At 69.4% G+C, this 25016-nt stretch carries 19 protein-coding genes; 15 read left to right on the forward strand and 4 right to left on the reverse strand.

Translation table 11 applies throughout. The features are described from left to right. Nucleotides 1–149: 149 nt before the first annotated feature. Entirely contained in the window at nucleotides 150–2144 is a 1995-nt protein-coding gene (locus tag QF027_RS45555) for a DUF1996 domain-containing protein (RefSeq protein ID WP_307082722.1), read from the forward strand. Between the two features lie 1100 nt (nucleotides 2145–3244). Then, the gene (locus QF027_RS45560; RefSeq protein WP_373432480.1) at nucleotides 3245–4435 is read left to right on the forward strand and encodes a serine hydrolase domain-containing protein; all 1191 of its coding nucleotides are present in this window, start codon (nucleotides 3245–3247) and stop codon (nucleotides 4433–4435) included. Between the two features lie 23 nt (nucleotides 4436–4458). On the opposite strand, the gene QF027_RS45565 is transcribed toward QF027_RS45560, so the two are convergent. Beyond that, nucleotides 4459–5385, reverse strand: coding sequence for a GNAT family N-acetyltransferase (locus QF027_RS45565; protein WP_307081406.1), 927 nt, complete (start codon nucleotides 5383–5385; stop codon nucleotides 4459–4461). Nucleotides 5386–5847: 462 nt separating this feature from the next. Here QF027_RS45565 and QF027_RS45570 point away from each other — a divergent pair, with 462 nt between their 5' ends. From QF027_RS45570 to QF027_RS45610, 8 genes are all read left to right on the forward strand, one after another. Then, the gene (locus tag QF027_RS45570) at nucleotides 5848–7035 is read left to right on the forward strand and encodes an ATP-binding protein (RefSeq protein WP_306972970.1); all 1188 of its coding nucleotides are present in this window, start codon (nucleotides 5848–5850) and stop codon (nucleotides 7033–7035) included. Continuing rightward, on the forward strand, nucleotides 7032–7433 hold the full coding sequence (locus tag QF027_RS45575; protein ID WP_007386761.1) for a roadblock/LC7 domain-containing protein: 402 nt from the start codon (nucleotides 7032–7034) through the stop codon (nucleotides 7431–7433). The genes QF027_RS45570 and QF027_RS45575 overlap by 4 nt, the downstream gene beginning before the upstream one ends. Beyond that, nucleotides 7430–7807 (forward strand): DUF742 domain-containing protein, encoded by a 378-nt coding sequence (locus QF027_RS45580; RefSeq protein WP_007386762.1) that lies wholly within the window; start codon nucleotides 7430–7432, stop codon nucleotides 7805–7807. Before QF027_RS45575 ends, QF027_RS45580 begins: the two co-directional genes overlap by 4 nt. Next, nucleotides 7779–8387, forward strand: coding sequence for a GTP-binding protein (locus QF027_RS45585; RefSeq protein ID WP_306972969.1), 609 nt, complete (start codon nucleotides 7779–7781; stop codon nucleotides 8385–8387). Before QF027_RS45580 ends, QF027_RS45585 begins: the two co-directional genes overlap by 29 nt. Before the next feature lie 52 nt (nucleotides 8388–8439). Continuing rightward, complete coding sequence (locus QF027_RS45590) at nucleotides 8440–9792, forward strand: cytochrome P450 (RefSeq protein ID WP_306972968.1); 1353 nt, start codon at nucleotides 8440–8442, stop codon at nucleotides 9790–9792. A gap of 276 nt (nucleotides 9793–10068) precedes the next feature. Further along, complete coding sequence (locus QF027_RS45595; RefSeq protein WP_307081408.1) at nucleotides 10069–11040, forward strand: phosphotransferase enzyme family protein; 972 nt, start codon at nucleotides 10069–10071, stop codon at nucleotides 11038–11040. 244 nt (nucleotides 11041–11284) lie between these two features. Then, entirely contained in the window at nucleotides 11285–11713 is a 429-nt protein-coding gene (locus QF027_RS45605; RefSeq protein ID WP_306972966.1) for an OsmC family protein, read from the forward strand. 20 nt (nucleotides 11714–11733) lie between these two features. Continuing rightward, the gene (locus QF027_RS45610) at nucleotides 11734–12690 is read left to right on the forward strand and encodes a GlxA family transcriptional regulator (RefSeq protein ID WP_306972965.1); all 957 of its coding nucleotides are present in this window, start codon (nucleotides 11734–11736) and stop codon (nucleotides 12688–12690) included. A 68-nt stretch (nucleotides 12691–12758) separates the two neighbouring features. Here QF027_RS45610 and rox read toward each other — a convergent pair whose 3' ends face one another. Continuing rightward, complete coding sequence (gene rox, locus QF027_RS45615) at nucleotides 12759–14222, reverse strand: rifampin monooxygenase (RefSeq protein ID WP_307081410.1); 1464 nt, start codon at nucleotides 14220–14222, stop codon at nucleotides 12759–12761. 304 nt (nucleotides 14223–14526) lie between these two features. On the opposite strand from rox, the gene gap reads away from it, so the two are divergent. After that, nucleotides 14527–15525 carry a type I glyceraldehyde-3-phosphate dehydrogenase gene (gene gap, locus QF027_RS45620; protein ID WP_307081412.1) on the forward strand — a complete coding sequence of 333 codons (999 nt, stop codon included), beginning with the start codon at nucleotides 14527–14529 and terminating at the stop codon, nucleotides 15523–15525. Between the two features lie 108 nt (nucleotides 15526–15633). Continuing rightward, complete coding sequence (locus QF027_RS45625) at nucleotides 15634–16326, forward strand: haloacid dehalogenase type II (RefSeq protein ID WP_307081414.1); 693 nt, start codon at nucleotides 15634–15636, stop codon at nucleotides 16324–16326. A 46-nt stretch (nucleotides 16327–16372) separates the two neighbouring features. Here the strand turns inward: QF027_RS45625 and QF027_RS45630 are convergent, their stop codons facing one another. Continuing rightward, nucleotides 16373–18391: a non-reducing end alpha-L-arabinofuranosidase family hydrolase gene (locus tag QF027_RS45630; protein ID WP_307081415.1), complete on the reverse strand. Its 2019-nt coding sequence runs from the start codon at nucleotides 18389–18391 to the stop codon at nucleotides 16373–16375. 53 nt (nucleotides 18392–18444) lie between these two features. Then, complete coding sequence (locus tag QF027_RS45635) at nucleotides 18445–20091, reverse strand: glycoside hydrolase family 43 protein (RefSeq protein ID WP_307081417.1); 1647 nt, start codon at nucleotides 20089–20091, stop codon at nucleotides 18445–18447. Nucleotides 20092–20488: 397 nt separating this feature from the next. Here QF027_RS45635 and QF027_RS45640 point away from each other — a divergent pair, with 397 nt between their 5' ends. The 3 genes from QF027_RS45640 (at nucleotide 20489) to QF027_RS45650 (ending at nucleotide 24957) form a co-directional block, all read left to right on the forward strand. Continuing rightward, nucleotides 20489–22135, forward strand: coding sequence for a glycoside hydrolase family 27 protein (locus QF027_RS45640; RefSeq protein WP_307081419.1), 1647 nt, complete (start codon nucleotides 20489–20491; stop codon nucleotides 22133–22135). Nucleotides 22136–22193: 58 nt separating this feature from the next. Next, nucleotides 22194–23624, forward strand: coding sequence for a glycoside hydrolase family 43 protein (locus tag QF027_RS45645; RefSeq protein WP_307081421.1), 1431 nt, complete (start codon nucleotides 22194–22196; stop codon nucleotides 23622–23624). Nucleotides 23625–23712: 88 nt separating this feature from the next. Next, a complete protein-coding gene (locus QF027_RS45650) occupies nucleotides 23713–24957 on the forward strand; it encodes a cellulose binding domain-containing protein (RefSeq protein WP_307081423.1) in 1245 nt (414 codons plus the stop codon). Nucleotides 24958–25016 lie beyond the last annotated feature (59 nt).

Below are 25016 nucleotides of genomic sequence, written 5' to 3' on the forward strand. Positions count from 1 at the left end.
ACGCTTGAACACAGGGGGCCCGCGGTCCGTATGGGGCGAGGGATTTGCATGCCCGGAGAGCCGACACGCGCAGGAGTACTTCCGTGGGACGCAGCAATCGCAGACGACCGACCGGCGCACGACGTGCGACCTTTGCCGCAGTGGCCCTGATGCTCGGGGGTGGTGGCTTGGTCGCAGCGAATGTGTACGCCTCCGCCACGGAGAGCGGCACGCCGCAACAGACCTCGTGGGGAGCCGTCACGATCGACTGCCCGGACGTCGGGGACACGCTCACCAGCGTCCCGGACGGGTCGAGGGCGGACGTCGACAAGGAACTCGCCCTGCTGGACCAGCAGATAGCCGAGGCCTACCAGCAACTCCAGGACCCGTCGGTGCAGGACCGCGAGTCCGCGCAGAGCCGTATCGTCGACCCGCTCCAGGAGAACCGCGCCGCCACGATCGAGCGCATCACCGCCGCGCTCGAACGCGCGGGAGAGCAGCCGGACGGCCTCGGCGACATGGCCGGCTGCACCCTGCGCGAGACCGAGACCGAGAACGAGAACGGCGACGGTCAGGACCAGCAACAGGGCGACGGTCAGGACCAGGGAGACCAGCAGGGCGACGGTCAGAACCAGGACGGTCAGCAGGGCGACGACCAGCAGGGCGGTCAGGACCAGGGCGGTCAGCAGGGCAACGGCGGGCAGGCGGGCAACGGCCCCGTCGCCGCGGACTACGCCGACATCAACAGCGCTCCATCCGCCGGTCAGGCGCCGCAGGCTCAGGGCGACGCCTCCCGTGGCACCTTCGTCACCAGCTGCGGTGTGAACGCGAACGGCCTGTTCAACTCCGACAACGTCATCGTCGCCCCGGGTGTCTCCAACGGTGCCCACCACTTCCACGACTACATCGGCAACCAGTCCAACACCGCCTTCGCGAGCGACCAGGACCTGGCGAACGCCGAGACGAGCTGTGTCGACCAGGGCGACAAGTCGACGTACTACTGGCCCGTGATCCGGCTCCAGAACGGAACACAGGAACAGGACGCCAACTCGCCCGGCGGCGGCGTCGAGGGCAACGCCGGCGAGATCGTCACCCCCAAGGAAGTGACGCTGACGTTCGTGGGCAACCCCCGCAGCAAGGTCACCGCGATGCCGCGTCTGCTGCGCATCATCACCGGTGACGCCAAGGCGTTCGTCAACGGCACCGCCAACGCCAACGCGTCCTGGAGCTGCACCGGGTTCGAGGACCGGCAGCTGAAGGACAAGTACCCGCTGTGCCCGCAGGGCAGCGACGTGGTGCGCACCTTCAAGTTCCAGAGCTGCTGGGACGGCCGCAACATCGACAGCGCCAACCACCGCACCCACGTGGCGTTCGCCCAGAACGACGGCACCTGCCCGGACGGCTTCGAGGCCATCCCGCAGCTGGTCCAGCGGATCGTCTACGACGTCGACGCGCCGAGCCTGAACGACGGCGGTCGCACGACTCCGCTGTTCGCGGTCGACTCCTTCCCGGAGCAGCTGCACAAGCCCGTCACCGACCACGGCGACTTCATCAACGTCTTCGACGAGGACCTGATGAACGAGATGGTCGGCTGCATCAACGACGGCCGTCAGTGTGGCGCGGGCACAGGCGAGGACGACCCGGGCAACGGCGGCAACGGCGACGGCAACGGCGAGAACGGTGGCGACAACGGCAACGGCTCCGCCCCGGACCCCGGTACCAGTCAGGACCCCGGCAACGGGAACGGCAACGACAACGGCTCCGAGGACACCCCCGGAAACAACGACGAGCCGCAGCAACAGCCCACGCCGACCACCGAAGCCCCGGCCGGCGACCAGACGACCGCCCCCGCCGCCGACCAGCCGAAGACCTACAGCTCACCCACCGCCCACAGCACCACCGCGCCTTCGCCCGAGACCGGCAACGGCAACGGCAACAGCCAGGCGAACCAGCCCGACCCCCAGGACGGCACCGCGACAGACGACCCCGGAACCGGCACCACCGGAGCCGTCGCCCAGCCCCCGGTCGCCGCGCAGCCCGAGCCTCAGGGCAACCAGGGCAGTCTCGCCGAGACCGGCACCCAGCTGTGGCCGGCCGCACTGGGCGCGATCCTCCTGATCTCCGGCTTCGTTCTCCTACGACGCACCAGCCGCCGCTCGATGTGACATCGGCCGGCACACGCGAGAAGCAGGGGTGGCTGTCCGCCACGCAGTTCCACCGGCGGACAGCCACCCCTGCTCACGGCCGGGCGCCGCACCCCGATGAGCACGGCGGCGATCATCGCGGCCACCAGCATGCCGATCCGCCGACGAGGGGCGCGGGTGTACAGCGCGTCGGTGAATCCCGCCCTTCCGAGAACCTGGCCCTGGTCGGCGGTCCCGATCCCCGCCCGCGCTGGGTGCCCGGGCAGGGTGTCGAGCACGCGGTGGGTCAGGATCACACCGCAGACCGCAGACCGCAGACCGCAGACCGCAGACCGCCGGCCCAGTCGGCTGACGCGGCAGGCTGTCCATCGCGATGGTGGTCATGGGAGCCATGGCCGGTTCGATACCGACGCCCGGCACGGCGGACCACAGCCGCCTCTCCGGGGCCGGTGGAGGCCTGGAAGGGGTTGGGAACTGCTGGGGTTTGCCCCGGCGCCTCCGACCGCGAGACCGGTGACGAGCAGCACTCCGGGCGTGGGCCGTTTCATCAGCCGGCCGACGAGCGGCCCCAGCCCGACGGTGAACCCGTTGAACGCGATCACGTGAAGAGTCACATGTCCGGCATGGGACAGGGCGACCGCGGTTCGACCAGCACGAAGGAGCGCAGCGCGGCGGCCGTCACGAGGAAGGCCGTCACCACCTCGGCCGACCCCCAGCCCGCGCTTCCGCCCTCGATGACGCCGTCGACGAGGCCGGATGGCCACGGCGGTCAGGATCTCCCCGGGAGCGTCAGTCCGAGGCCGAAGGGCGACGGGAGCAGCGCGGCCGTGCCCACACCGGTGAGCGCCTGGCGAGCCAGGTCTTCTTGCGGCCGTACAGGTCGCCGATCGTCCCGCCCTCGAAAATTGACGTGAGCCATTCCTGGTCCGGGAAACCGAATCGGACCGTACCCCCCGGCGGCCGCCCGGGAGATGCCGTTGTACCCGCAAACTAAGCTGAACAAGGGCGACCGCTGATCCCGGCGGGGCGAATTCACGGCCCACTCGGTGCCCCCGCCACTGGTCCGTATGCAGCAGCACGGGAAGCAGGAGACCGTGGCTGCCGGTGAGGCTTGACGGGTCATGACGTCCCACCCCCGGGAGCCTCCGTTGCCTCTACGCCGATCCCGCCTGCGAGCGGCGTCCGCCCTCGCGGTCTGCCTGGCCGCGCTGTCCCCGGCGATGGGCTGTACCGCCGCCGACGCCTCGGGCAACCAGACGCTTCAGCGTCAGCTCGACGACTTCGTGCGCCGCCCCGGCGGCCCGCCCGGAGCCATCGCCGTCCTGCGGACCGAGAAGGGGACCCGAATCGTGCGGGCGGGCGTCGCCGACATCCGTACGCGCCGCTCCCCCCGCCCCGACGACCACATGCGCATCGCGAGCACGGCCAAGGCCTTCAGCGGAGCGGTCGCCCTCACCCTGGTAGACCACCGCACCCTGCGCCTGGACGACACCCTGCGCAAGCGCCTGCCCCAACTCCCGGACGCCTGGGGATCAGTGACGCTTCGTCAACTCCTGAGCCACACCAGCGGTCTGCCGGACTACTCCCGGAGCGCAGGGTTCCTCGACGAACTACGGGCCGACCCGCGCCACCACTTCGACTCCCGGCGCCTGCTCGACTACATCGCCGACCAACCTCTGCTCTTCAAGCCGGGCACGCGGTACCGCTACTCGAACTCGGACAACATCGCCGTAGCACTCATGGCGGAGGCGGCGACCCACACACCGTACGAAGAACTCCTGCGCCAACGCGCCTACGCACCGCTGAGCCTGCGCTCCACCAGTCTCCCGCAGGGGTACCGGATGCCGAAGCCCTACCTGCACGGCTATGACGTGAGCCCGTCGGCGTCCCCGGAGGACGTCAGCGAGGTCATCGGCATGTCGGGCGTCTGGGCCTCCGGAGGCATCGTCTCCACGCCCAACGACATGACCCGCTTCATCCGGGGTTACGCGGGCGGACGGCTCTACGGCAGGAAAGTCGTCCAGCAGCAGCGGCAGTGGGTCAAGGGCGCGTCCGAGCCCGCCGGGCCGGGCCGCAACTCCGCGGGTCTTGCCCTCTTCCGCTACGAGACGCGATGCGGCGTCGTCCTGGGCCACACCGGCAACACGCTCGGCTATACCCAGTTGATCGCGGCCACCCCCGACGGCCGCCGTTCACTGACGTTCTCGGTCACCGCCCAGATCACCCGGTCCGCCGACGAGAAAGGGCTGCGGAAAATGCGCGTACTTCAGGAGGACTTTGTCTGCGCATTGCTGCACGGAAATGACCAATAGCGGTCTCCCGCAGCCACCGGGATTCAACTCACCACGATTTCCCAGGTGTCGACGGCGTAATGGACCGACATTCCGTTGCGGGCGTACAACTCGGGGGCGCCGGTGGCATTTTCGGTGTCCACGCCGAGGCCCACGGTGCCCCGCCCCCGGGCCGCGAACGCCGCGAACGCCTGTCGCAGCAGAAGTCCGCCGAGGCCCCGGCCGCGGGCCTCGCGGACGACGCCGAGGCTCCGGATCCACCCGATGGCCTCGCGGTCGTCGCGGGCGATCAGGAAGCCGACGTCCCCGAGGTCCTCGGTGGAGACGAGCCACACCAGGGACCAGTCGAGCCGATCGGCCTGGATGTCGTAGAGCCACCGCTCGTAGGCGCGCGGCTGGAAGTCGAAGTGCTCGGCGAACGTGGCCTGGTAGAGGGCGTGGGTCTGCTTCCGGTCCGCCTCGCCGGCGCAGGTCCGCACCCGCACCCCCGCGGGCGGCTCGGGCGGCAGGTCCTCGCTCCTGCGCAGTGCCCGCTCCAGTACGTGATAGCGCCGTACGACAGACCAGCCTCGCGCCCGTATCAGCGTGAGGTCGGTCGTGGGCGCCGAGTTGAGGTGCAGATGGAGTACGGCCTTCGAGGCGCCGTTCGCGCGGGCCTTCTCCAGCGCCCTGGTTTCGATCGCCTCCAGGAGGAGTCCACCGGCCTGCTGGTGGTCGGGCAGCACATAGTGGTCGGCGCTGATGCGCTCGCCCTTCGAGTCGTCCCATACCAGGGCGTACGCCACCAGGCGGGCTCCGTCGAAGGCCAGCCAGGAGTCGCGGTCGAGGTCGGTCTCGGGCTGTCCCAGATCGGACTCCACCGTGTGCAGATCGGTCTCGGGCCGCCCGATTTCGATCCGGTCGATCTCGTTGAGCAACTCGGTGACGGCCGGCGCGTCGGTGGGCGCGGCGGCGCGCAGGAGATAGGGCATGAGGCAAGGGTCCGGGGCGGGACCGGCGGCCGCAAACGAGTTTTCACCGAGGGGTCGGAGAGCGTTCGCGCAGCCTTGGTAGGCTGCGCGCGTTGATCATGAACGGAACGGTGACAGGACGAGGACAGGACGTACAGCCGGCTCCGAACCCGCACGAGGTGCCGAGCGCGGGCGGCGGCGACCGCTGACGGTGGTCGATGAGGCCTTTGCGGGATCTTTGTGGAGAGTCGTCAAGTGTGGCCTCTGATATGCCTGTTGACACCGTGACGGCTGATAAGATCATTACACTTTTCAGTAGGCTGATGACGCGTCATACGCGCGTACGGGGGACAGCCAAAACGGCCCCATCGTGAAGGAGTGACGGTTGGTCCGCCGGTAAGGTCCGCGCCGCACAGTGGCGGGCATTTCCGGGGGCCCATGCATGGTCAGTCTCCCGACGCGAGGCGACTTGAAGAGAGTCTCATGACGTCATTGTTCGAAGATCCACTCCTGTGGGTCCTGCTCGTGGTACTCATCGCTGCGATTTTCGCAGTGATGCGCGCACGGAGAACCAACATCCAGCTCCGCGCGAACAACAACAAACTGCACGGCGACGTGGCGAGTGTGCGAGGTCAGCTCGCCGAGCTCCAGACGACCTACTCGTCGGTGAGCGCGCGGCACGCCGCGGATCTGGAAGAGGTGCGCAGGGACGCAGAGTCGGCGACGAAGGCGACCCTGAAGTCGGCCGTCGGCACCCTGGCGACCCTGGCCGAGGAGCAGCTGGCCCTGCTCGACGGCCTCCAGCAGAAGTACGGCGACGACCACGCGGTCCTCGGCGATCTGATGCTGGTCGACCACACCGGCAGCCAGTTCAGCCGCCGTACCAAGGGCATCTCGGTGCTCTGCGGCGGGTGGCTCGGCCGGCGCGACCGGGACGCCTCGGTGTACGACGTCGCCCGCAGCGCCCAGGGGCGGATCCGCGACTTCGAGCGGGTCAAGGTCCACTCGCAGGCCAGCGTCGCGATCACCAGCCGCGCGGTCGAACCGGTCGCCATGGTCCTGGCCGAACTGCTCGACAACGCCACCAAGTACAGCGCCCCCGGCACCCCCGTCGAGATCAACATCCAGGCCGTCCCCACCGGGATATGCCTGATCGTCGACGACGCCGGTCTCGGTATGGACCAGGAGACCAAGGCCCGCGCCGCGTCTCTGCTGACCACCGGCGGATCCGTGGACATCACGAGCCTCGGCGACCCGCCCAAGTTCGGCTTCGCCCTCTCCGGGAAGCTCGCCGCCCACTACGGGTTCCACGTCTCCGTCGACGCGGTCTCCCCCTACGGCGGTGTGCGTGCCGTGATCCGGGTGCCCGAGAACCTTCTGACGGCGGACGTGCCCGCACCCGCACCCGTCGAACTCGACGACCACGAGGGCGAGCCCACGGCGGCCAAGCCGGCCCCCGTCGCCTCCCTCGTCGTCGGACAGACCGCCGGAGGCCTGCCCAAGCGCCGTCGGCGGCGCAACGGCTCCGTCTCCGTGGTGGCCTCGCCCGGCGCGGACGTACCCGACCTGGACGCGGCCGGCGAAGAGACCGCCTCGCGGCTCAAGGCATTCGCTCGCGGAACCCTGCTCGGGCGGGACTCAGACAACACGGAAGGACCTCAGAACCAGTGAATCCCGATCTGTCGTGGGTGCTGAACGACGTGCTCGAGGTGCGCGGAGCCCGCCACGCCATCCTCGTCTCGGCGGACGGCCTGCTGATGCAGCGGTCCGACGGCATCGTCCGTGACGACGCGGAACGCAACGCCGCCGCGATGAGCTCCCTGCAGTCCCTGTGCCGCAGCGTCGCCCCCTTCGTCGGCGGCGGCAAGGGCCTCTGGAAGCAGACACTGATCGAGTTCGACGGCGGATGGATCTTCCTCATCGCCGGGGGCAGCGGCTCCTACCTCGCCGTCTCGACCGCTCTGGACGTCGACATGGAGGCCATGTCGATCCGGATGCAGAAGACGGTGGGCGCGCTGACCAAGGCGATGAGCGCCACTCCGCGCCAGAACACCGGCGTAGACGCATGACCTGGCCTGGCGAGGACGCTCCGGTAACCAGCGACTTCGTCCGCTCCTACGTCATCACGGGCGGCCGTCGTCTCCCCTCCGACGACGACCTGGCCCTGCACACGCTGGTGTGCCTGGCCCCCGACCGGACCCTGCCGCTCGGGGCCGGACCCGAGGTACGGGCCATCTGGGAGCTCTGTTCGGGCGGCTACCTGTCGGTCGCCGAAGTCGCCGGTCATCTGGGACTGCCGGTCGGCGTGGCCCGACTGCTGCTGTCCGATTTATTCGAGCAGGGGCACCTCCTGCGTCGCGCTGAACCGGCCCCCGCCCAGCACGTTCCCCGAGCGATACTCGAGAAGGTTCTGCATGGACTCGAAACCCTCAACATCGGCTGACCCCGGGGCGAACGGCTCCATCTACGTGTCCGCCGAGGTGACCACCGCCGCGAAGATCCTGGTGGTCGGACACTTCGCCGTGGGCAAGACGACCTTCATCGGGTCTCTGTCGGAGATCACTCCGCTGCGCACCGAGGAGAAGATGACCCAGGCGTCCACGCACGTCGACGACCTGCGCGGGGCGCCGGAGAAGGCGACCACCACCGTGGCGCTGGACTTCGGCCGGCTGACCCTGAGCGACGAGCTGGTGCTGTACCTGTTCGGCACCCCCGGCCAGCAGCGCTTCATGCAGCTGTGGGAGGACATGGCCCGCGGTGCGCTCGGCGCCCTGCTCCTGGTCGACCCCTCACGCCTGGAGGAGACCTTCCCGGTCATCGACCTGATCGACGAGTACGGCCTCGAGTACGCGATCGCCGTCAACACCTTCTCGCAGACCAGCCACTTCGAGGAGGACGAGATCCGCGAAGCCCTCGACCTGCTTCCGGACACCCCCGTCATCTACTGCGACGCCCGCGACCAGCGCTCCTCCGCCCGCGCCCTGATCGCCCTCGTGCGTCACCTCCTCGACCGCGCCGCCTGAACCACCACCCCCCGCCCGGACCGCACGGTCCGGGCCACCAAAGGACACAGACATGGACGTTCACGACACGGCCGCCACCGGTGCGGCCAGATGCCCCATGTACGACGGCTCCTTCGCCGCAGACCCGCAGAAGGTCTACGACTACCTCCGGGCGCACGGACCCGCGGGCCCGGTGGAACTGGCCCCCGGCGTCGACGCCACCCTGGTCGTCGACCACGAGACGGCTCTGCGCGTGCTCCAGAACCCCTCCCTGTTCGCGCGCGACGGCCGCCGCTGGACCGCCCTCAATGACGGCCGCGTGCCCCTCGACAGCCCCGTGCTGCCGATGATGGCCTACCGGCCCAACTGCCTGTTCACCGACGGCGCCCAGCACCTCCGGCTGCGCAAGGCGGTCACCGAGAGCCTCGACCGCCTCAACGTCACCCGCATCCGCCGCGACGTCGAACCGATCGCCGCCTACCTCATCGACCAGTTCAGCGAGCGGGGCCGGGCGGACCTGATCAACGACTACGCCAAGCTGCTGCCGCTGCTGATGATCAACAAGCTCTTCGGCTGCCCCGCCGCCATCGGCGACCGCGTCACGAGCGCGATGGCCGACATGTTCGACGGCAAGGACGCGCTGCGCGCCAGCGACGAACTCACCGCCTGCTTCATGGAGCTGGTCTCCCTCAAGCGCCGCGAACCCGGCGACGACATCACCTCCTGGCTGGTCCAGCACCCCGCGGGCCTCAGCGACGAGGAGCTCAAGGACCAGCTGGTGATGCTGGTCGGCGCCGGCGTGGAGCCCGAGCGCAACCTCATCGCCAACTCCCTCCTGTTGCTCCTCGACCGGGAGGGCGACAACGGGCCGAGCATGCAGATCGAGGACGCCCTCGACCACGTCCTGCTCAACAACCCGCCGATCGCTAACTACGCGACGCACTTCCCGGTGCAGGACGTCGACCTCGGTGGAGTGGTGGTTCAGGCGAACTCCCCCCTGGTCATCAGCTTCGCCGGAGCCAACAGCGACCCGGTGCTCACCTCCTCGGGCCAGGCCCACAGCCGCGGGGCCCACCTCGCCTGGGGCGCGGGCCCGCATGCCTGCCCGGCCAAGAGCCCGGCCCAGGTCATCGCGGTCACTGCCATCGAGCTGATCCTCAACGCCCTGCCCGACCTGGTCCTGAGCGTCCCGGCCCAGAAACTGGAGTGGCGTCCCGGCCCGTTCCACCGCGCCCTGGCCACCCTCCCCGTCCAGTTCAGCCCCACCCCGGCCACCCGGATGGCCTCGGCGTACGGGTCCTCCACCGCGCCCCGCCCGGCCGTCGTCCAGCAGCCCGCCCCCGCGGCACGCGTCCCCGCGCCCGCGACGCAGAAGCCTGCCAAGAAGGGCTTCTGGAGCAGTTTCCTCGAGATCTTCCGTGTGTGACGGCTTAGCGCCGCCCGGCCGGTGCCGGAGAGAGGACTGACGGTTTCACAAGTCCCCTCTCCGGCACCTGCGTTCGTCCGTGCGACAGATCGGCTCTCACGCGCCAAAAGACCCTTCTTCGGGCAGAATCGACTCCCGTCCCTGCGGATCGCCGCCGCGCTCGCCGACGTACCGGTCGAGGCGTCCTGCTTCTGCCGTCTGGGAACCGGCTCGGCCGAGACGTCGGGCTGTTGCGGATAGGCTGTGATCAACTGCGCGGCCGAAGCGGGGAGTTGCATGCGGAACACGGGCGAGTTCCTCGCGGACACCTATGCGCTCGGCACGGGGGACTGGACGATGACGCCCGTCGCCCGCGGCGCCCTGGGACAGATCTGGAAACTGTCCGGGAACGGCACCGCCTGGGCGGTGAAGGAACTGCTCTTCGAGAAGGACGAGCCGGACGTCGGCGCCGAGTCCGCCCTGCGCGACGCGGCGGAGACGCTGGGCATCTCCGCGCCACGTCTCATGCCCGACCGCACCGGCGCCCACGTCGTACGGCTCCCCGAGGGTTCCTACGTGAAGCTGTACGACTGGGTCGACGGCACCGCGGCCGACCCGTCGGACCCGGAGACCCTGAGCTGGTGCGGCCGTACGCTCGCCATCCTGCACAGGGCGGGAGAGGGCGCGAGCGGGACACCGAGTGGCTGGTACGAACGGTGCAACCCGCAGTCCGACTGGGCCGAACTGCTGGGGAAGGTGGAGCGGGCCGGCCTGCCCTGGGCGGGGGAGCTGAGGCGGTTCGTCGCCACGACAGCCGTCGAGCTGGCGCGGCATGTCTCGCCGTCGTCCCCCGGTGACGTGGTGACCTCCCATCTCGACATGCGGCCCCAGAACGTCCTCGTCGGCCCCGACGGACCGGTCCTGCTCGACTGGGACAACGCCGGGCCCGTCTCGGCGAAGCGTGAACTGGCCCGTGCCGTCCACGTGTGGTCGGGCGGCAACCGCTTCGACGCCGAAGCGGCACGGCGCCTGGTGCGCGCCTACCGGGACGCCGGGGGCCGCGCGGTGATCAAGAACCTGGACGCGTTCTCGATGCTCTTCGCGACAGACCTCAACTACGTGTACGTACAGGCCGATTGCGCGGCCGATCCGGCGATGACGGCCGAGCAGCGTGCGTTCGGCAGCCGCGAGGCCGTGGCCAAGTTGCGCAGCCTGCCCGACCTGAGCGCCGTCTCCCGGCTGGTGGAAGCGCTGGAGGCCGAGTGGTGACCGCACCCGGATCGCGTCACGTCTGCACCGTGACCTGCCCGAAGGGCGCGTGCTCACCGACCCCGCCGTCACCGACGGGTACGCGCGCGACGAGGCCGAATGGGCACCCCATGGCAGCCCCGCCGCGGTCGTGCGCCCACGGACGGCCGAGGAAGTGCAACGGGCGGTCCGCGCCTGCCTCGATCACGTGGCAAGGTGCCGGGCCCGCAGGCACCGCTCGGCAGCCCGGACTAATGTCCTCGGCATGAGCGAAAACACCGCGCGGTCCGTCACCGTCGAGCGCACCAGTACCGGCCACTTCGTCGCCACCAACACCCGCGGCGGCACGATCAGCTTCGGCACCGGCTCCGACAGCGAGTTCACCCCGGTCGAACTGCTCCTCGCGGCGCTCGGCGGCTGCACGGCGGTGGACGTCGACCTCGCCACCAGCCGCCACGCCGAGCCCACCACCTTCTCCGTAGAGGTGAGCGGCAACAAGATCAACGACGAGCTCGGCAACCGGCTGACAGACCTCGCGGTCACCTTCACCGTCACCTTCCCCGACGGCGAGGGCGCGGACCGGGCCCGCACCATCCTGCCCCGGGCGGTGAAGACCTCCCACGACCGCCTGTGCACGGTCAGCCGCACGGTCGAGATCGGCACGCCCGTCACGGCGACGATCGAGGACGCCTGACCTCTGCGTAGCCTGTCCCCGTGTCCGCTTCCCGCCTTCGCCGTGTCGCCGTTCTCGTCCTCGAAGGGGCCAAGCCACTCGACGTGGGCATCCCCGCGCAGGTGTTCACCACCCGCGCGAGCATGCCGTACGAGGTACGGCTGTGCGGGGCGGCCCCGGGGCTGGTGAGCGGTGGGGACGGGCTGTCGTACCACGTCGCCCACGGCCTGGAGGCGCTCGCGTGGGCGGACCTCGTCTTCATCCCCGGCTACCGGTTCCCGGACCGCGAGGACCCGCCGCCGGCCGTCGTCGAGGCGCTGGTCGCCGCCCACGGCCGGGGCACGCGGCTGGCCGCCATCTCGACCGGCGCCTTCGCGCTGGCCTCGACCGGCCTGCTCGACGGCAGACGCGCCACGACGCACTGGCACTACACGAGGGCGCTCGCGGCGAAGCATCCGCTCGTCCGGGTCGACGAGAACGTTCTGTTCGTCGACGAGGGCAGGGTGCTGACGTCGGCCGGCGCCGCCTCCGGCATCGACCTGTGTCTGCACATCCTGCGCGGCGACCTCGGCGTGGCCGCGTCCAACCACGCGGCCCGACGCCTGGTGGCGGCCCCCTACCGCAGTGGCGGTCAGGCGCAGTACGTGCCGCGCAGCGTGCCCGAGCCGCTCGGCGAGCGCTTCGCCGCCACCCGGGAATGGGCCCTGCACCGACTCGACGAACCCCTCACCCTCGACCTCCTGGCGCGCCAGGCCGCGGTCTCGCCGCGCACCTTCTCGCGGCGCTTCGTCGAGGAGACCGGATACACGCCGATGCAGTGGGTCATGCGCGCCCGCATCGACATGGCCCGTGAGCTGCTGGAGCGTTCGGAGCGCAGTGTCGAGCAGATCGCGACCGACGTCGGGCTCGGCACCGGTGCGAACCTGCGGATGCACTTCCAGCGGATCCTGGGGACGACGCCGAGCGAGTACCGGCGCACCTTCACCCGGGGCGAGTAGCCCTGAGCGCCGATGTCCGACAGGCGGCCGTGGACGAACGCACGGCCGCCTGTACCCGGCCGACGACATCACTTGGCGGGCTTGCCGAACCAGCGGGAGAGGTGGGCGTCCAGGTCCTGCTGATCGTCGCCGATCCAGGCGACGTGACCGTCGGGGCGCAACAGGACGCAGGGAACATCCAGTGCCGCAGTGGGGTCCGCGAGGTGATCGACCCGGTCCGCCCAGCCGCCGACGGTCAGGCGTGCGGTGCGGTCCAGCAGCAGTCCGCGGCCGCGATGCAGCAGACCGTAGAGGCGGCCGTCTTTCACGTCGGTGTCGGGCAGGCGGCGGCCGAGCAGGGCGGGGCCTTCGCCGAAGTCGTAGCGGATACCGATCGCGGTGATCTTCTCGATGAGATGGCGGTTCACCTCGTCGAAGTCCATCAGTTCGGTGAGCAGCCTGCGCACGGCCTGCGGGCCCGGTTCGGTGGAGTGCAGTTCCATCTGGGCGCGGGTGTTGTCCAGCACGTCCTCGGCGACCGGACGGCGTTCGGCCTGGTAGGTGTCCAGCAGTGTTTCCGGCGCCCAGCCGCGGATCTGTGCGGCCAGTTTCCAGCCGAGGTTGAAGGCGTCCTGAACGCCCAGGTTGAGACCCTGCCCGCCGGTGGGCGGATGGATGTGTGCCGCGTCGCCGGCCAGCAGCACCCGCCCCACCCGATAGCGTTCGGCCAGCCGGGTGGCATCCCCGAAGCGGGACAACCAGCGCGGGGAGTGCACGCCGAAATCGGTTCCGGCGACAGCGCGCAGCTGTTGTCTGAAATCCTCGAGGGTGGGCGGTTCCGCGCGATCGCTGACTCCCGCGGCGGGGACTACGACGCTGTATGCGCCTTCGCCGAAGGGGCGGAGCCAGAATCGCTTGTTGGTCCTGCCGATTTCGCTCACCTTGGCGGCGATCTCCTCCTGCGGCACGCCCACTTCCATCTCGCCCATGAGCGTCTCGGTCCGCGAGGGCTCACCGGGGAAGGCGACGCCGAGCAGTTTGCGCACCGTGCTGCGCCCGCCGTCACAGCCGACGAGACAGCGCGCACGCAGCTGTTCGCCGTCGGCCAGCTCGACGGTCACACCCTCGGCGTCCTGCTCGAAACCGGTCACCGCACAACCGCGCCGGACCTGCGCGCCCAGTTGGGTCGCATGCTCTTCGAGCAGACGCTCGATCACCGGCTGCGGGATGCCCAGCAGATAGGCGTGCGCGGAATCCATGCCCTTGGGCGCGGGTTTGTCGATGGCGGCGAAGAATCCGGCCGCCGGGCGCTTCCTTCCGTGTTCGAGCATGCGGTCCAGCAGTCCGCGCATGGCCATCAGCTCAAGGCTGCGAATGTGCAGACCGACGATGCGGACGAACGACACAGGCTCGGTTTCCTTCTCCAGGACGAGAACCCGCACGTCGTGCAGCCGAAGTTCGGCGGCCAGCATCGCGCCGGTCGGCCCGCACCCGGCAATGATCACGTCGAACACGGGCGCGCGACCGGCGTCGGAGAATGGCGAAGAGTGCACAGAGGTTGCCTTTCGGGAGTGCCTTGTTGTGGAGGCGCTCCCGGCGACACCTACGTCAATCGCCCGACCGTGACGGCAAGGGGGAGCACCCACATCGATACAGCGTTCATGGGTCTCACCTCCTCGGGCGGCGTCGCGGTCGGCTGCAAGCTACAAGCCCACGCACTGCTCCGTCCAATCCTTTCCCAGAGGGGCCCGTTCCCCGGTCGGTGTGGCGCGATCCTTTTGAACCGTGGCGATCGCGCCACTGGCAGTGGTCGGTGCCGCGCGCGAGCCTGGTGGGCATACGGAAGGGACACCATTCATGACTCGCATCGCCATCAACGGATTCGGCCGCATCGGACGCAATGTGCTGCGCGCGCTCCTCGAACGCGACAGTGCCCTGGAGGTCGTCGCCGTCAACGACCTCACCGAGCCCGCCACCCTCGCGAGGCTGCTCGCCTACGACAGCACGGCCGGCCGACTCGGCCGTCCCGTGAGCGTCGACGGGAACACCCTGGTGGTCGACGGCCGTCGCATCACCGTTCTCGCCGAGCGTGAACCGGCGCAGCTGCCGTGGGCCGAACTCGGCGTCGACATTGTGCTGGAGGCCACCGGGCGGTTCACCTCGGCCAAGGCCGCCCGCGCCCACCTCGACGCGGGCGCGAAGAAGGTCCTCGTCAGCGCACCCTCGGACGGCGCCGACGTCACCCTGGCGTACGGGGTCAACACCGACGCCTACGACCCGGACGTGCACACGATCGTCTCCAACGCCTCGTGCACGACCAACGCGCTCGCACCGCTCGCCTCGGTGCTCGACGAGCTCGCCGGTATCGAGCACGGCTTCATGACGACCGTGCACGCTTACACGCAGGAGCAGAACCTCCAGGACGGCCCGCACCGCGACGCCCGTCGCGCCCGTGCCGCCGGCGTCAACATCGTGCCCACGACGACCGGCGCCGCCAAGGCGATCGGCCTCGTGCTGCCCAACCTGGACGGCAAGTTGTCCGGCGACTCGATCCGCGTCCCGGTCCCCGTCGGCTCCCTCGTCGAGCTGAACACGACCGTCTCGCGTGACGTGACCCGCGAGGACGTACTGGCGGCCTACCGCTCCGCCGCCGAGGGGCCCCTCGCGGGCGTCCTCGAGTACTCGGAGGACCCGCTCGTCTCCTCGGACATCACGGGCAACCCCGCCTCGTCGATCTTCGATTCGGCCCTGACCCGCGTGGAGGGCCGCCATGTGAAGGTCGTCGCCTGGTACGACAACGAGTGGGGTTTCTCGAACCGCGTGATCGACACACTGGAGCTCCTGGCCAACGGCTGACCGGCTCCGGGGCACGTCCAGCCGCGTGACCGTCTTGACCGGTGATGATTCCGGGTGGCAGAATCATCACCGGTCGAGCAGGTGACATCGGCGCGAACGGGAGTCCGCATGGCCGTGATCCGCGACGTCGAGGTCGTCGTCTTCGATGTCCTCGGCACCCTCGTCGACGAACCGAGCGGGCTGCGAGCGGCGATCCGCGAAGCGGTGCCCGCGTCCGACGAGGCGCAGGTCGACGAACTGCTTGCTCTGTGGCAGCGGTACGGCGAGCGACAGCAGCAACGCATCGGCCAAGGAGACCGCGTATACGCCAACACCGCGGTCATCGACGCAGAGGCGGCTCAACTGGTCGCCGCCCGCGCCGAGATCACCGATCCGCCGACCGTGTGTCGGCTGGCCACGGCGGGGCAGCGGCTGCCTCCCTGGGGCGATTCCCTGGTCGGTCTCGAGCAGCTGTCCCGGCGCTACCCCGTGCTCGGGCTCTCCAACGCCGCACACACCGCTCTGCTTCGGCTCAACACCCATGCCGGACTCCGCTGGCACCAGGCCCTGTCCGCCGAAGCCGTCCAGGCCTACAAGCCGGCCCCGGAGGTGTACCAACTCGCCCTCGACACCGCCGGATGCGCACCGGACCGCGTGCTCATGGTGGCCGCCCACGCCTGGGACCTGCGCGGAGCGCAGGCGAAGGGGCTGCGGACCGCCTACGTCCACCGGCCCGTCGGGGACCCGCCTACGAGCCGTGACACCTTCGATGGGCGATTCGACGGACTGGGTGAACTGGTCCGTGCCATGACGAGACGGTAGAGGGAGAGCGGGTACGGGCCCCGCACGCGGGGCGGGGCCCATACGGTCAGCAGGTCGAGTTGGTCTGGGTGAGCAGGCCCAGTCGCCACGGCAGGTTGTCGTAGTCACCGCCGGCGTTGGGGTCCTTGCCCTGATACAAGTACTGCAGCTTGCAGGCCGGGATCGTGAGCGTCTGGTCGTAGCCCGCGCGGATCATCTCGCCGTGACTGATGTCCCGGGTCCAGGTTCCGGCGGGGAACGTCACGTTGCTCGACTTGGCGAACGGGTTGCCCTCGGATGCGGCCAGAGGTGACCACGAGCCGGCGAGGCTGCTCGCGGTCCAGGAGCGGAAGTAGCGTCGGCCGTCCGAGCCGATGGCCTCGATGAGGAGCAGGTACTGGTTGCTGCCCTGCACCTTGTACACGTTGCTCGCTTCGAACATGGCGAACTTGGAGTCCTGGGCCGCGATGACGGTGTTGGTGAAGCCGTTCGGGAACTGCCCGACGGTCGTCTGGGAGCGGTACAGATGCCCGTTGTCGTCGGAGGAGAACAGGTAGCAGTTGGCGCTGTCGCAGATCACCCACATGTCGACCCAGAAGCCGTTGCCGATGTTCTGCCGGATGATGTCCGGCATCGACGAGTAGAAGTTGCGTGGTGCGCTCCACCCGTTGGGGTTGCTGATGTCGGGGTTGGTGGAGTACGAGGCGTTGCCGGTCTGGTAGACGAGGTACCACAGGCGCTGCTGTGTGTTGTAGAAGACCTGGGGCGCAGCCCGGTACCCGGCGCCGACGGCCGTGCGGTCGAGGTAGTGGTGGGTGGCCGACCCGGCCTGCGACCAGTCACTGAAGCTCAGGTACACCAGGTTGTACCCGGAGGAGCTGGCGGTGCTCGCGAACACGTGGTACTTGCCGTTGTAGTAGACGACCGACGGGTCCTTGATCCCGGCGATCCTGTGGGTCGCGTCCGGCTTGGGCGCGATCAGCGGACCGCTCGAGCTCCAGCGGAAGGAGGAGGGGAGTGCCGCGGCGGACCGGGGCGAAGGGGCGCCTGTCCGCTGTGCCGTGCCACTGCCGCCCAGCGCCGTGAGCGCCGACTGATAGGCGGGCTTCTTGTTGCCGCCCCGGTCGAACAGCAGCGGGTTCTCACCGCTGCGCCAGGAGTCGCTGTCGCGGATGCCCCAGACGGTGATGCCGGTGCAGCGCGCCACGTTCATGCAGGCCCTCACCGTGTTCGCGTACGCGGCTGTGGGTGCCTGCGCGATGTCCAGCTCGGTGATCTGGACGTCCACGCCGAGAGCGGCGAAGTTCGACAGCGTCGTCTGGAAACTCGACGGCGGTCCGCCGGCGCCGAAGTGGGACTGGAGGCCGACGCAGTCGATGGGCACGTCGCGCGCCTTGAAGTCGCGCACCATGCGGTAGACGCCCTGGGTCTTGGCGTCGCTCCAGTTCTCGATGTTGTAGTCGTTGTAGCAGAGCTTGGCCGCCGGGTCGGCAGACCGTGCGGTGCGGAATGCCTGCTCGATGAAGCCGGTGCCCAGCACGTCCCGGAAGACCGAGCTGCGCATCTGGCCGCTGCCTCCGTCGGCGAAGGCCTCGTTCACCACGTCCCAGGCGTACACCTTGCCCTTGTAGTGGTTCATCACCTGGGTGATGTGATGGGTCATCACGCCGCGCAGGGTGTTGGCGTCCCTGATGGAGCTGACCCAGCCGGGCAGTTGCTGGTGCCAGACCAGGGTGTGTCCGCGCAGGCGCTGCCCGCGTGCCGTGGCCCGGTTGGCGATCCGGTCGCCGGGGCCGAAGTCGAACGAGCCACGGGAGCGCTCGGTGGTGTCCCACTTCATCTCGTTCTCGGGCGTGACCGAGTTGAACTCGCGGTCCAGGATCCCGGTGTACGTGCCGTCGTCGAGCCGTCCGGCGGCCACCGCGGTCCCGAAGTACCGTCCCGACTGGGCCGCTTGGGCCCCCAGGGTGGAGGCGCGGACGGCGTCGGGTGCGGCGGTCGCGGCCGCCGGCGTCATCAGGGCGCCGACGGCCAGCAGGGTGAACACCGAGGCTCGGCGACGGCCGAGCCGCGTGAGCGGGTTCATGGTTCTCCTCTGCGATGGGCGGGGGGTTGGGTGGTGCGGTCGAGGGGACCGGATCAGGGCGTCGACAGCTCGAACCGCAGGACGCGGACCGATCCGCCGAGTGCCTGGGTGGCGTGGTTGAAGAGGGCGAATCGGTAGCCCATGAAGAACCGCCAGTCGTTGCCCAGGGAGAAGTCGGGGCCGAGGCGGATGAAGTTCGCGCCGTCGGTGCTGTAGGAGAAGGTGCCGGGGCGTGCCGAGCCGGGGCGGATGTCCGCGCTCGCGCGCAGCCAGACGCGGCCGCCGGAGACGGCGGCGCTCGCGACCTCGGTGCCGGTGCCGGTGGTGTTCCAGTTGCCGTCCATGGTCAGCCCGTTGACCATCGCAACCCGTGTCACGCCGCCGTCGCGCTTGACACCGATCCATGCGGAGGAGTCACGCAGCAGCGCGAGTCCGGCCCGGTCGCCGTCCCGCATCGACGAGAAGTCGAGCTGGGCCGTGGCGGTGGAGGCGGGACCCTGGATGCGGTGCGTGAGGGTGTTGCGGGCCCAGTACAGGTCATTGGTGACGGTCGCGGTCCGCAGGGTCAGTCCGTTGTCGACGGACCACTTGGTGTTGTCCGGGTTGTGGTTCCATTCCCACCTCGGCTTGAGGCTCGTACCGTCGAAGGTGTCGACGCCGGTCATCGGGGTGACCTGGCGGGGCGGAGGGGGCACGGTCGGGCTGGGATACGACGTGCCCCATGCGCCGTTCACGAGTTGGACGACGGGCCAGCCGTCCGGGGTCCAGGTGACCGGCGCCAGGGCAGGCATCCGGCCGCCGGGGTACGCGTCCACGAAGGCCAGGTAGTACCAGGCGCCGCTCTGCGTCTGGACCAGCCCGCCCTGGTGCGGGACGCCGCCGCCGGGGATCGGCCCGCGCAGGTCGAGGAGGACCTGCCGCATCGTGTAGGGACCGAAGGGGCCGCCCGACGATTTCAGGATGTACTGGCCGTTGGCCGGGCGGGTCAGGAAGATGTAGTACTGCCCGTTGATCCTGTAGAAGCGGGAGCCCTCAAGGGTGCCGACGCTCGACGGCGTGGTGAAGACCTGCTGCGTGCGGACCTGGTTGCGCCCGTCGGGCGAGAGCTGGGCCACGCTGATGGTGGTGTTCCCGTACGCCACGTACAGGGTGTCGTCGGTGTCGACGAGCAGTCCCGCGTCGTAGTACGGGGTGCTGATCGTCGTCAGTCGGCTCCACGGTCCCTCGACGGCGGTGGCGGTGTAGATGTACGTCCTGGCGAAGTCGATCTGACCGAGCCAGTAGAAGGTCCTGTTGCTCGGCCGGTAGGCCAGCGACGACGCCCAGACGCCCCGGACGTAGCCACGCGCACCGTTCAGGTCGTACTTGGCGCCGAAGTCGAGAACAGGCACGGAGTGACCGGCGAACTCCCAGTTCACCAGGTCGTACGAGCGCAGGACGGGTGCCCCGGGCGAGTAGTGCATCGTCGAGGCGGAGGCGTAGTAGGTGGCGCCGACGCGGATGACGTCGATGTCCGCGAAGTCCTGCCAGATGACCGGGTTCGTGTATGCCGGGGCAGCCGCGAAGGGCGACTCCTGGGAGGGAGCGGCTGCGGCGGCCCCCAAGGCTCCGGCCGGCGGCAGGCAGGCACCGGTGACCAGGCCGGCGCCGAGGGTCAAAGCTCGGCGGCGGCCCAAGGGTTGTTGACGAGAGCATGACATATCCAATGCCGTTCCCTCTGTGGGTGATGGTTGGCTCGGTGGGGGATCCCGTGGTGTTCGAGATCGCGAACGGTAGTCGACTGGGGAGCATCCTGGATCGTAGGGGGTGGAGAGCTCCCGTCAATATGTCTCGCATGATTCGTTCGATTCACCGAAATGTTTCGCTGCTCTGCGGTGATTGCCTTGGGCTGAACCCAGGACATTCGAACGGTCGACGGGGTTGACAAGCTGAACAGCCTGCCTAATATCCGTGGCGGCGGCGATCCGAAAAGGCATCGAAATTTCGAACGACCTTGAGTGTCATGTACCCGCCATAGATCGCTGGATGTGTCGCAGTCATCCACTGTCTACGTTGCCTGCCGTCCAGTCGAGGGAGCCCACCCGAAAGGAGCCCACCGTGCCCAGACGATCGGGCAGACGACTGCTTCGCATCTTCGCGGCCGCCGTGCTCACGGTCACCGCGACCGTCACGGCCGCGGTTCACAGCACCGCCACCGCCGCGCCCGGCAGCCCGGCACTCACGCCACCGCTGGGCTGGAACAGCTGGAACAGCTTCGGATGCGGGGTCACCGAGGCGCAGGTCCGGCAGGCCGCCGACGCGATGGTGTCCTCGGGCATGCGCGAGGCCGGCTACCGGTACGTGGTGGTGGACGACTGCTGGTTCGACCCCCAGCGTGACGCGACGGGCAACCTGCGGGCCAATCCGACCAAGTTCCCGAGCGGGATGAAGGCCCTCGGGGACTACATCCACAGCAAGGGCCTGAAGTTCGGCATTTACCAGGTGCCGGGCGAACGCACCTGCGCGCAGACCAGCGGCGCCTATCCCGGGTCGACGGGGAGCAGGGGACACGAGAACCAGGACGCCGCCACGTTCGCCTCCTGGGGCGTCGACTACCTCAAGTACGACTGGTGTTCATCGAGCGGTACCCGTGACGAGCAGGTCGCGCGTTTCACGCTCATGCGCGACGCCCTGCGCGCCACCGGGCGGCCGATCGTCTACAGCATCAACCCCAACAGCTTCCACGCCATCACCGGCGCCACGTACAACTGGGGCGAGGTCGCCGACCTGTGGCGGACGACCGAGGACCTGCTCGACATCTGGCAGAACGGCAACACCAACAGCTATCCGATGGGCGTCGGCAACGTCCTGGACGTCACCGCGCCGCTGGCGGCGCAGTCGGGTCCAGGGCACTGGAACGACCCCGACATGCTGGTCGTCGGCCGTCCCGGCCTGTCACTGACCGAGTCCCGCTCCCACTTCGCCCTGTGGGCGCTGCTGAGCGCACCGCTCATGGCCGGCAACGACATCCGCACCATGTCCGCCGACGTGAGCGCGATCCTGCGCAACCCCCGTCTGCTGGCGGTGAACCAGGATTCGCTGGGCGCGGGAGGGCGCAGGGTGCGCGACGACGGAGACACCGAGGTGTTCGCCAAGCCCCTGTCCGACGGCTCGGTCGCGGTGGGCCTGTTCAACCGGTCAGGCGGCACGGCGACGGTCACGACCACGGCCGCGCAAGTCGGCCTGTCCGGCGGGCAGTTCACCCTCACCGACCTGTGGACCAGCGGCACGTCCAGCACGTCCGGGCAGATCTCGGCGAGCCTCCCCGCGCATGGCGTGGCCGTGTTCCGGGTGAGCGGTGGCAGCCCGCTCGCCGCCACCACCTCGCGTCTGCGCGGCAGCGCCTCCGGCCGCTGCGTGGACGTGGACAACGCCTCCACCGCGGCCGGGGCCACGGCACTCATCTGGGACTGCCACACGGCCGCCAACCAGCTGTGGACCACATGGGCAGGCGGTGAGATCCGCGTATTCGGCGACAAGTGCCTGGACGCCTACAACCAGGGCACCGCCAACGGCACCCGGGTCATCACCTGGTCCTGCAACGGCCAGGACAACCAGAAGTGGACCGTCGGCTCCGACGGGACGATCCGCAACGTCCACGCCGGGTTGTGTCTCGACGCCAACGGGTCCGGCACCGCCAACGGCACCCCGCTGGTCCTGTGGAGCTGCAACGGGCAGGCGGGCCAGAAGTGGAACCGCGCCTGAGAGGCGTCGCGCGCCGCCCAACAGCTCAGCCGTCAGTCGCCGTCCACCGGAGGCCATCATGAGCACGGTTCGACCGTTACCCGACACCGGCACGAGGATCACCCGGGCCGCCGCCTGGGTGGTGAGTCTCCTGCTGGCGTTCGCCGTCGTTCCCGCCGCGGTGCAGCCCACCGCGGCCAGGGCCGACAACCCGATCGTGCAGCACATCTACACCGCCGATCCGGCCCCGCTGGTGTACAACGGGCGGGTCTACCTCTACACCGGGCACGACGAGGACGGCTCCACCTACTTCACCATGAAGGACTGGAGGGTGTGGTCCTCCGCCGACATGGTCAACTGGACCGACCACGCCTCCCCGCTCAGCCTGACCACCTTCAGCTGGGCATCCTCCGACGCGTGGGCGGGACAGGCCGTGCAGCGCAACGGCCGGTTCTACTGGTACGTGCCGGTGACGAACCGGGCGACCGGCCGGATGGCCATCGGCGTGGCGGTGTCCGACAGCCCCACCGGACCGTTCCGGGACGCCCTCGGCCACCCCCTGGTGGAGAACGGTGAGATCGATCCGACCGTCTTCATCGACGACGACGGCCAGGCCTATCTGTACTGGGGCAACCCGAACCTGACGTACGTCAGGCTGAACACCGACATGACCTCCTACTCGGGCAGCCCCACCAGGATCCCCCTCACCACCGCCGGGTTCGGCACCCGCACCGGCGACCCCAACCGCCCCACCCTGTACGAAGAGGGACCGTGGGTCTACAAGCGGAACGGCCTGTACTACTTGGTCTTCGCGGCCAAGTGCTGCTCGGAGTTCATCGCCTACTCGACGGCGCCCGGCCCGACGGGGCCGTGGACGTACCGCGGGACAGTCATGCCCACACAGGGCAGCAGCTTCACCAACCACCCAGGGATCGTGGACTTCAAGGGCAACTCGTACTTCTTCTACCACAACGGCGCGTTGCCGGGCGGCGGCGGCTTCACCCGCTCGGTCGCGGTGGAGAGGTTCTCCTACAACGCCGACGGCACGATCCCGACGATCACCATGACGAACACGGGCGCCCCGCAGGCCGGCACGCTCGATCCGTATGTACGCCAGGAGGCCGAGACCATCGCCTGGGGTTCCGGGATCGAGACCGAGCCGTCCACCGAAGGCGGAATGAACGTCGGCTGGATCGACAACGGCGACTACATCAAGGTCAAGGGCGTGGCCTTCGGGCCGGGCGCGTCCTCCTTCACCGCGCGCGTGGCCTCGGGCAGCGGCGGCGGCACCGTCGAACTGCGCCTGGGCTCCCCGAGCGGAACGGTCGTGGGCCGTTGCGGTGTACCCAACACCGGCGGCTGGCAGACCTGGAGGACGGTGACCTGCCCGGTCAGCGGCGCGACGGCAACCCAGGATCTCTACCTGCGGTTCACCGGCGGCAGCGGCTACCTGCTCAACATGAACTGGTGGCAGTTCACCCCCGGCACCACGGTGACCGCACCGCGATAGCCCGGCGGCGAGACACATCTCGCGGCCCACAGAAGGGAGTTGCGTGATCACAAGGACAAGATCCCTCTTATGGCCCGCCGTGGTCGCGGTGCTGGTCGTCCTGAGCATGGGCGGTACGGCACTGGGCCGCGGACAGGGCGAGGACACCCAGCTGACGGCCTCCGGCACGGCCGCGCCCTCGCGCACCGCTGTCGCGAGCTCCGGCTGCGGCAAGGCACCCACCCTGACGAGCGGTACGTACACGATCCAGAGCGGCGGCAAGAACCGGAGCTTCATCCTGCGGATCCCGGACGGCTACGACCGCAACCATGCCCACCGGCTGATCTTCGGGTTCCACTGGCTGGGCGGCACCTCCGGCGACGTCGCCACGGGCCGCACGGTGGAAACGGGCACCTGGGCCTACTACGGGCTCCAGCGACTGGCGAACAACAGCGCCATCTTCGTCGCACCACAAGGCCTCAACAACGGCTGGGCCAACTCCGGTGGGGAGGACGTCACCTTCGTCGACGACATGATCCGACGGGTCGAGGCGGACCTGTGCGTCGACACGACCCAGCGCTTCGCTCTGGGATTCAGCTACGGCGCTGCCATGTCGTACGCCCTCGCGTGTGCCCGCGCGACGGTCTTCCGCGCTGTCGCGGTGCAGAGCGGGGGGCAGCTGAGCGGATGCAGCGGCGGGACCCAGCCCATCGCCTACCTCGGCGTGCACGGCCTCAGGGACAATGTCCTCGGCATCTCCGGCGGACGGGCGATGCGGGACAGGTTCGTCAGGAACAACGGCTGCACCCCCCAGAACCCGCCCGAGCCCGCGCAGGGCAGCCTGACGCACCGGGTCACCACCTACTCGGGCTGCTCGGCCGGGCATCCGGTCGCCTGGGCCGCGTTCGACGAAGGACACATCGCCGCTCCACAGGACGGGGCCCCGGGTGACAGCGGCAGGACCTGGCTGCCGGGAGAGGTGTGGAAGTTCTTCACGCAGTTCCAGGCCTCCAACCCGTCACCGGACCCTGCCACCTGCCGGGTCACCGACACCATCAGCGCCTGGAACAGCGGCCTGACCTCGAACATCACCCTCACCAACACCGGCACCACGGCGATCGACGGCTGGTCCCTGGTCTTCACCCTGCCCGGCGGCCAGGCCATCACCTCCGGCTGGAACGCGGACTACTCGGCCGCCTCCGGCCAGGTGACGGCCAGGAACCTCTCCCACAACGCCACCATCGCCCCGGGCGCGTCCGTGGGCATCGGCTTCCAGGCCGTCCACACCGGCGACACAGCCGCGCCGGGCTCCTACACCCTCAACGGCACCGCCTGTGCTGTCACGGGGAGTTGACCGACGTGCCAGGGCAAGATCCCGCGGGCGGGGGTCATCCGGCGGTCAGAGTGGTCCCC

The organism is Streptomyces canus, from assembly GCF_030816965.1.
Classification (GTDB): domain Bacteria; phylum Actinomycetota; class Actinomycetes; order Streptomycetales; family Streptomycetaceae; genus Streptomyces; species Streptomyces canus_E.

What these genes read in the sequence shown, in the direction of transcription:
- QF027_RS45635 (WP_307081417.1), bottom strand. Translation starts at nt 20,091, where the DNA reads ATGTCATGCTCTCGTCAACAACCCTTGGGCCGCCGCCGAGCTTTGACC.
- QF027_RS45625 (WP_307081414.1), top strand. Translation starts at nt 15,634, where the DNA reads ATGGCCGTGATCCGCGACGTCGAGGTCGTCGTCTTCGATGTCCTCGGC.
- gap (WP_307081412.1), top strand. Translation starts at nt 14,527, where the DNA reads ATGACTCGCATCGCCATCAACGGATTCGGCCGCATCGGACGCAATGTG.
- QF027_RS45555 (WP_307082722.1), top strand. Translation starts at nt 150, where the DNA reads ATGCTCGGGGGTGGTGGCTTGGTCGCAGCGAATGTGTACGCCTCCGCC.
- QF027_RS45605 (WP_306972966.1), top strand. Translation starts at nt 11,285, where the DNA reads ATGAGCGAAAACACCGCGCGGTCCGTCACCGTCGAGCGCACCAGTACC.
- QF027_RS45570 (WP_306972970.1), top strand. Translation starts at nt 5,848, where the DNA reads ATGACGTCATTGTTCGAAGATCCACTCCTGTGGGTCCTGCTCGTGGTA.
- QF027_RS45585 (WP_306972969.1), top strand. Translation starts at nt 7,779, where the DNA reads ATGGACTCGAAACCCTCAACATCGGCTGACCCCGGGGCGAACGGCTCC.
- QF027_RS45595 (WP_307081408.1), top strand. Translation starts at nt 10,069, where the DNA reads ATGCGGAACACGGGCGAGTTCCTCGCGGACACCTATGCGCTCGGCACG.
- QF027_RS45565 (WP_307081406.1), bottom strand. Translation starts at nt 5,385, where the DNA reads ATGCCCTATCTCCTGCGCGCCGCCGCGCCCACCGACGCGCCGGCCGTC.
- QF027_RS45580 (WP_007386762.1), top strand. Translation starts at nt 7,430, where the DNA reads ATGACCTGGCCTGGCGAGGACGCTCCGGTAACCAGCGACTTCGTCCGC.
- QF027_RS45630 (WP_307081415.1), bottom strand. Translation starts at nt 18,391, where the DNA reads ATGAACCCGCTCACGCGGCTCGGCCGTCGCCGAGCCTCGGTGTTCACC.
- QF027_RS45560 (WP_373432480.1), top strand. Translation starts at nt 3,245, where the DNA reads ATGACGTCCCACCCCCGGGAGCCTCCGTTGCCTCTACGCCGATCCCGC.
- QF027_RS45590 (WP_306972968.1), top strand. Translation starts at nt 8,440, where the DNA reads ATGGACGTTCACGACACGGCCGCCACCGGTGCGGCCAGATGCCCCATG.
- QF027_RS45645 (WP_307081421.1), top strand. Translation starts at nt 22,194, where the DNA reads ATGAGCACGGTTCGACCGTTACCCGACACCGGCACGAGGATCACCCGG.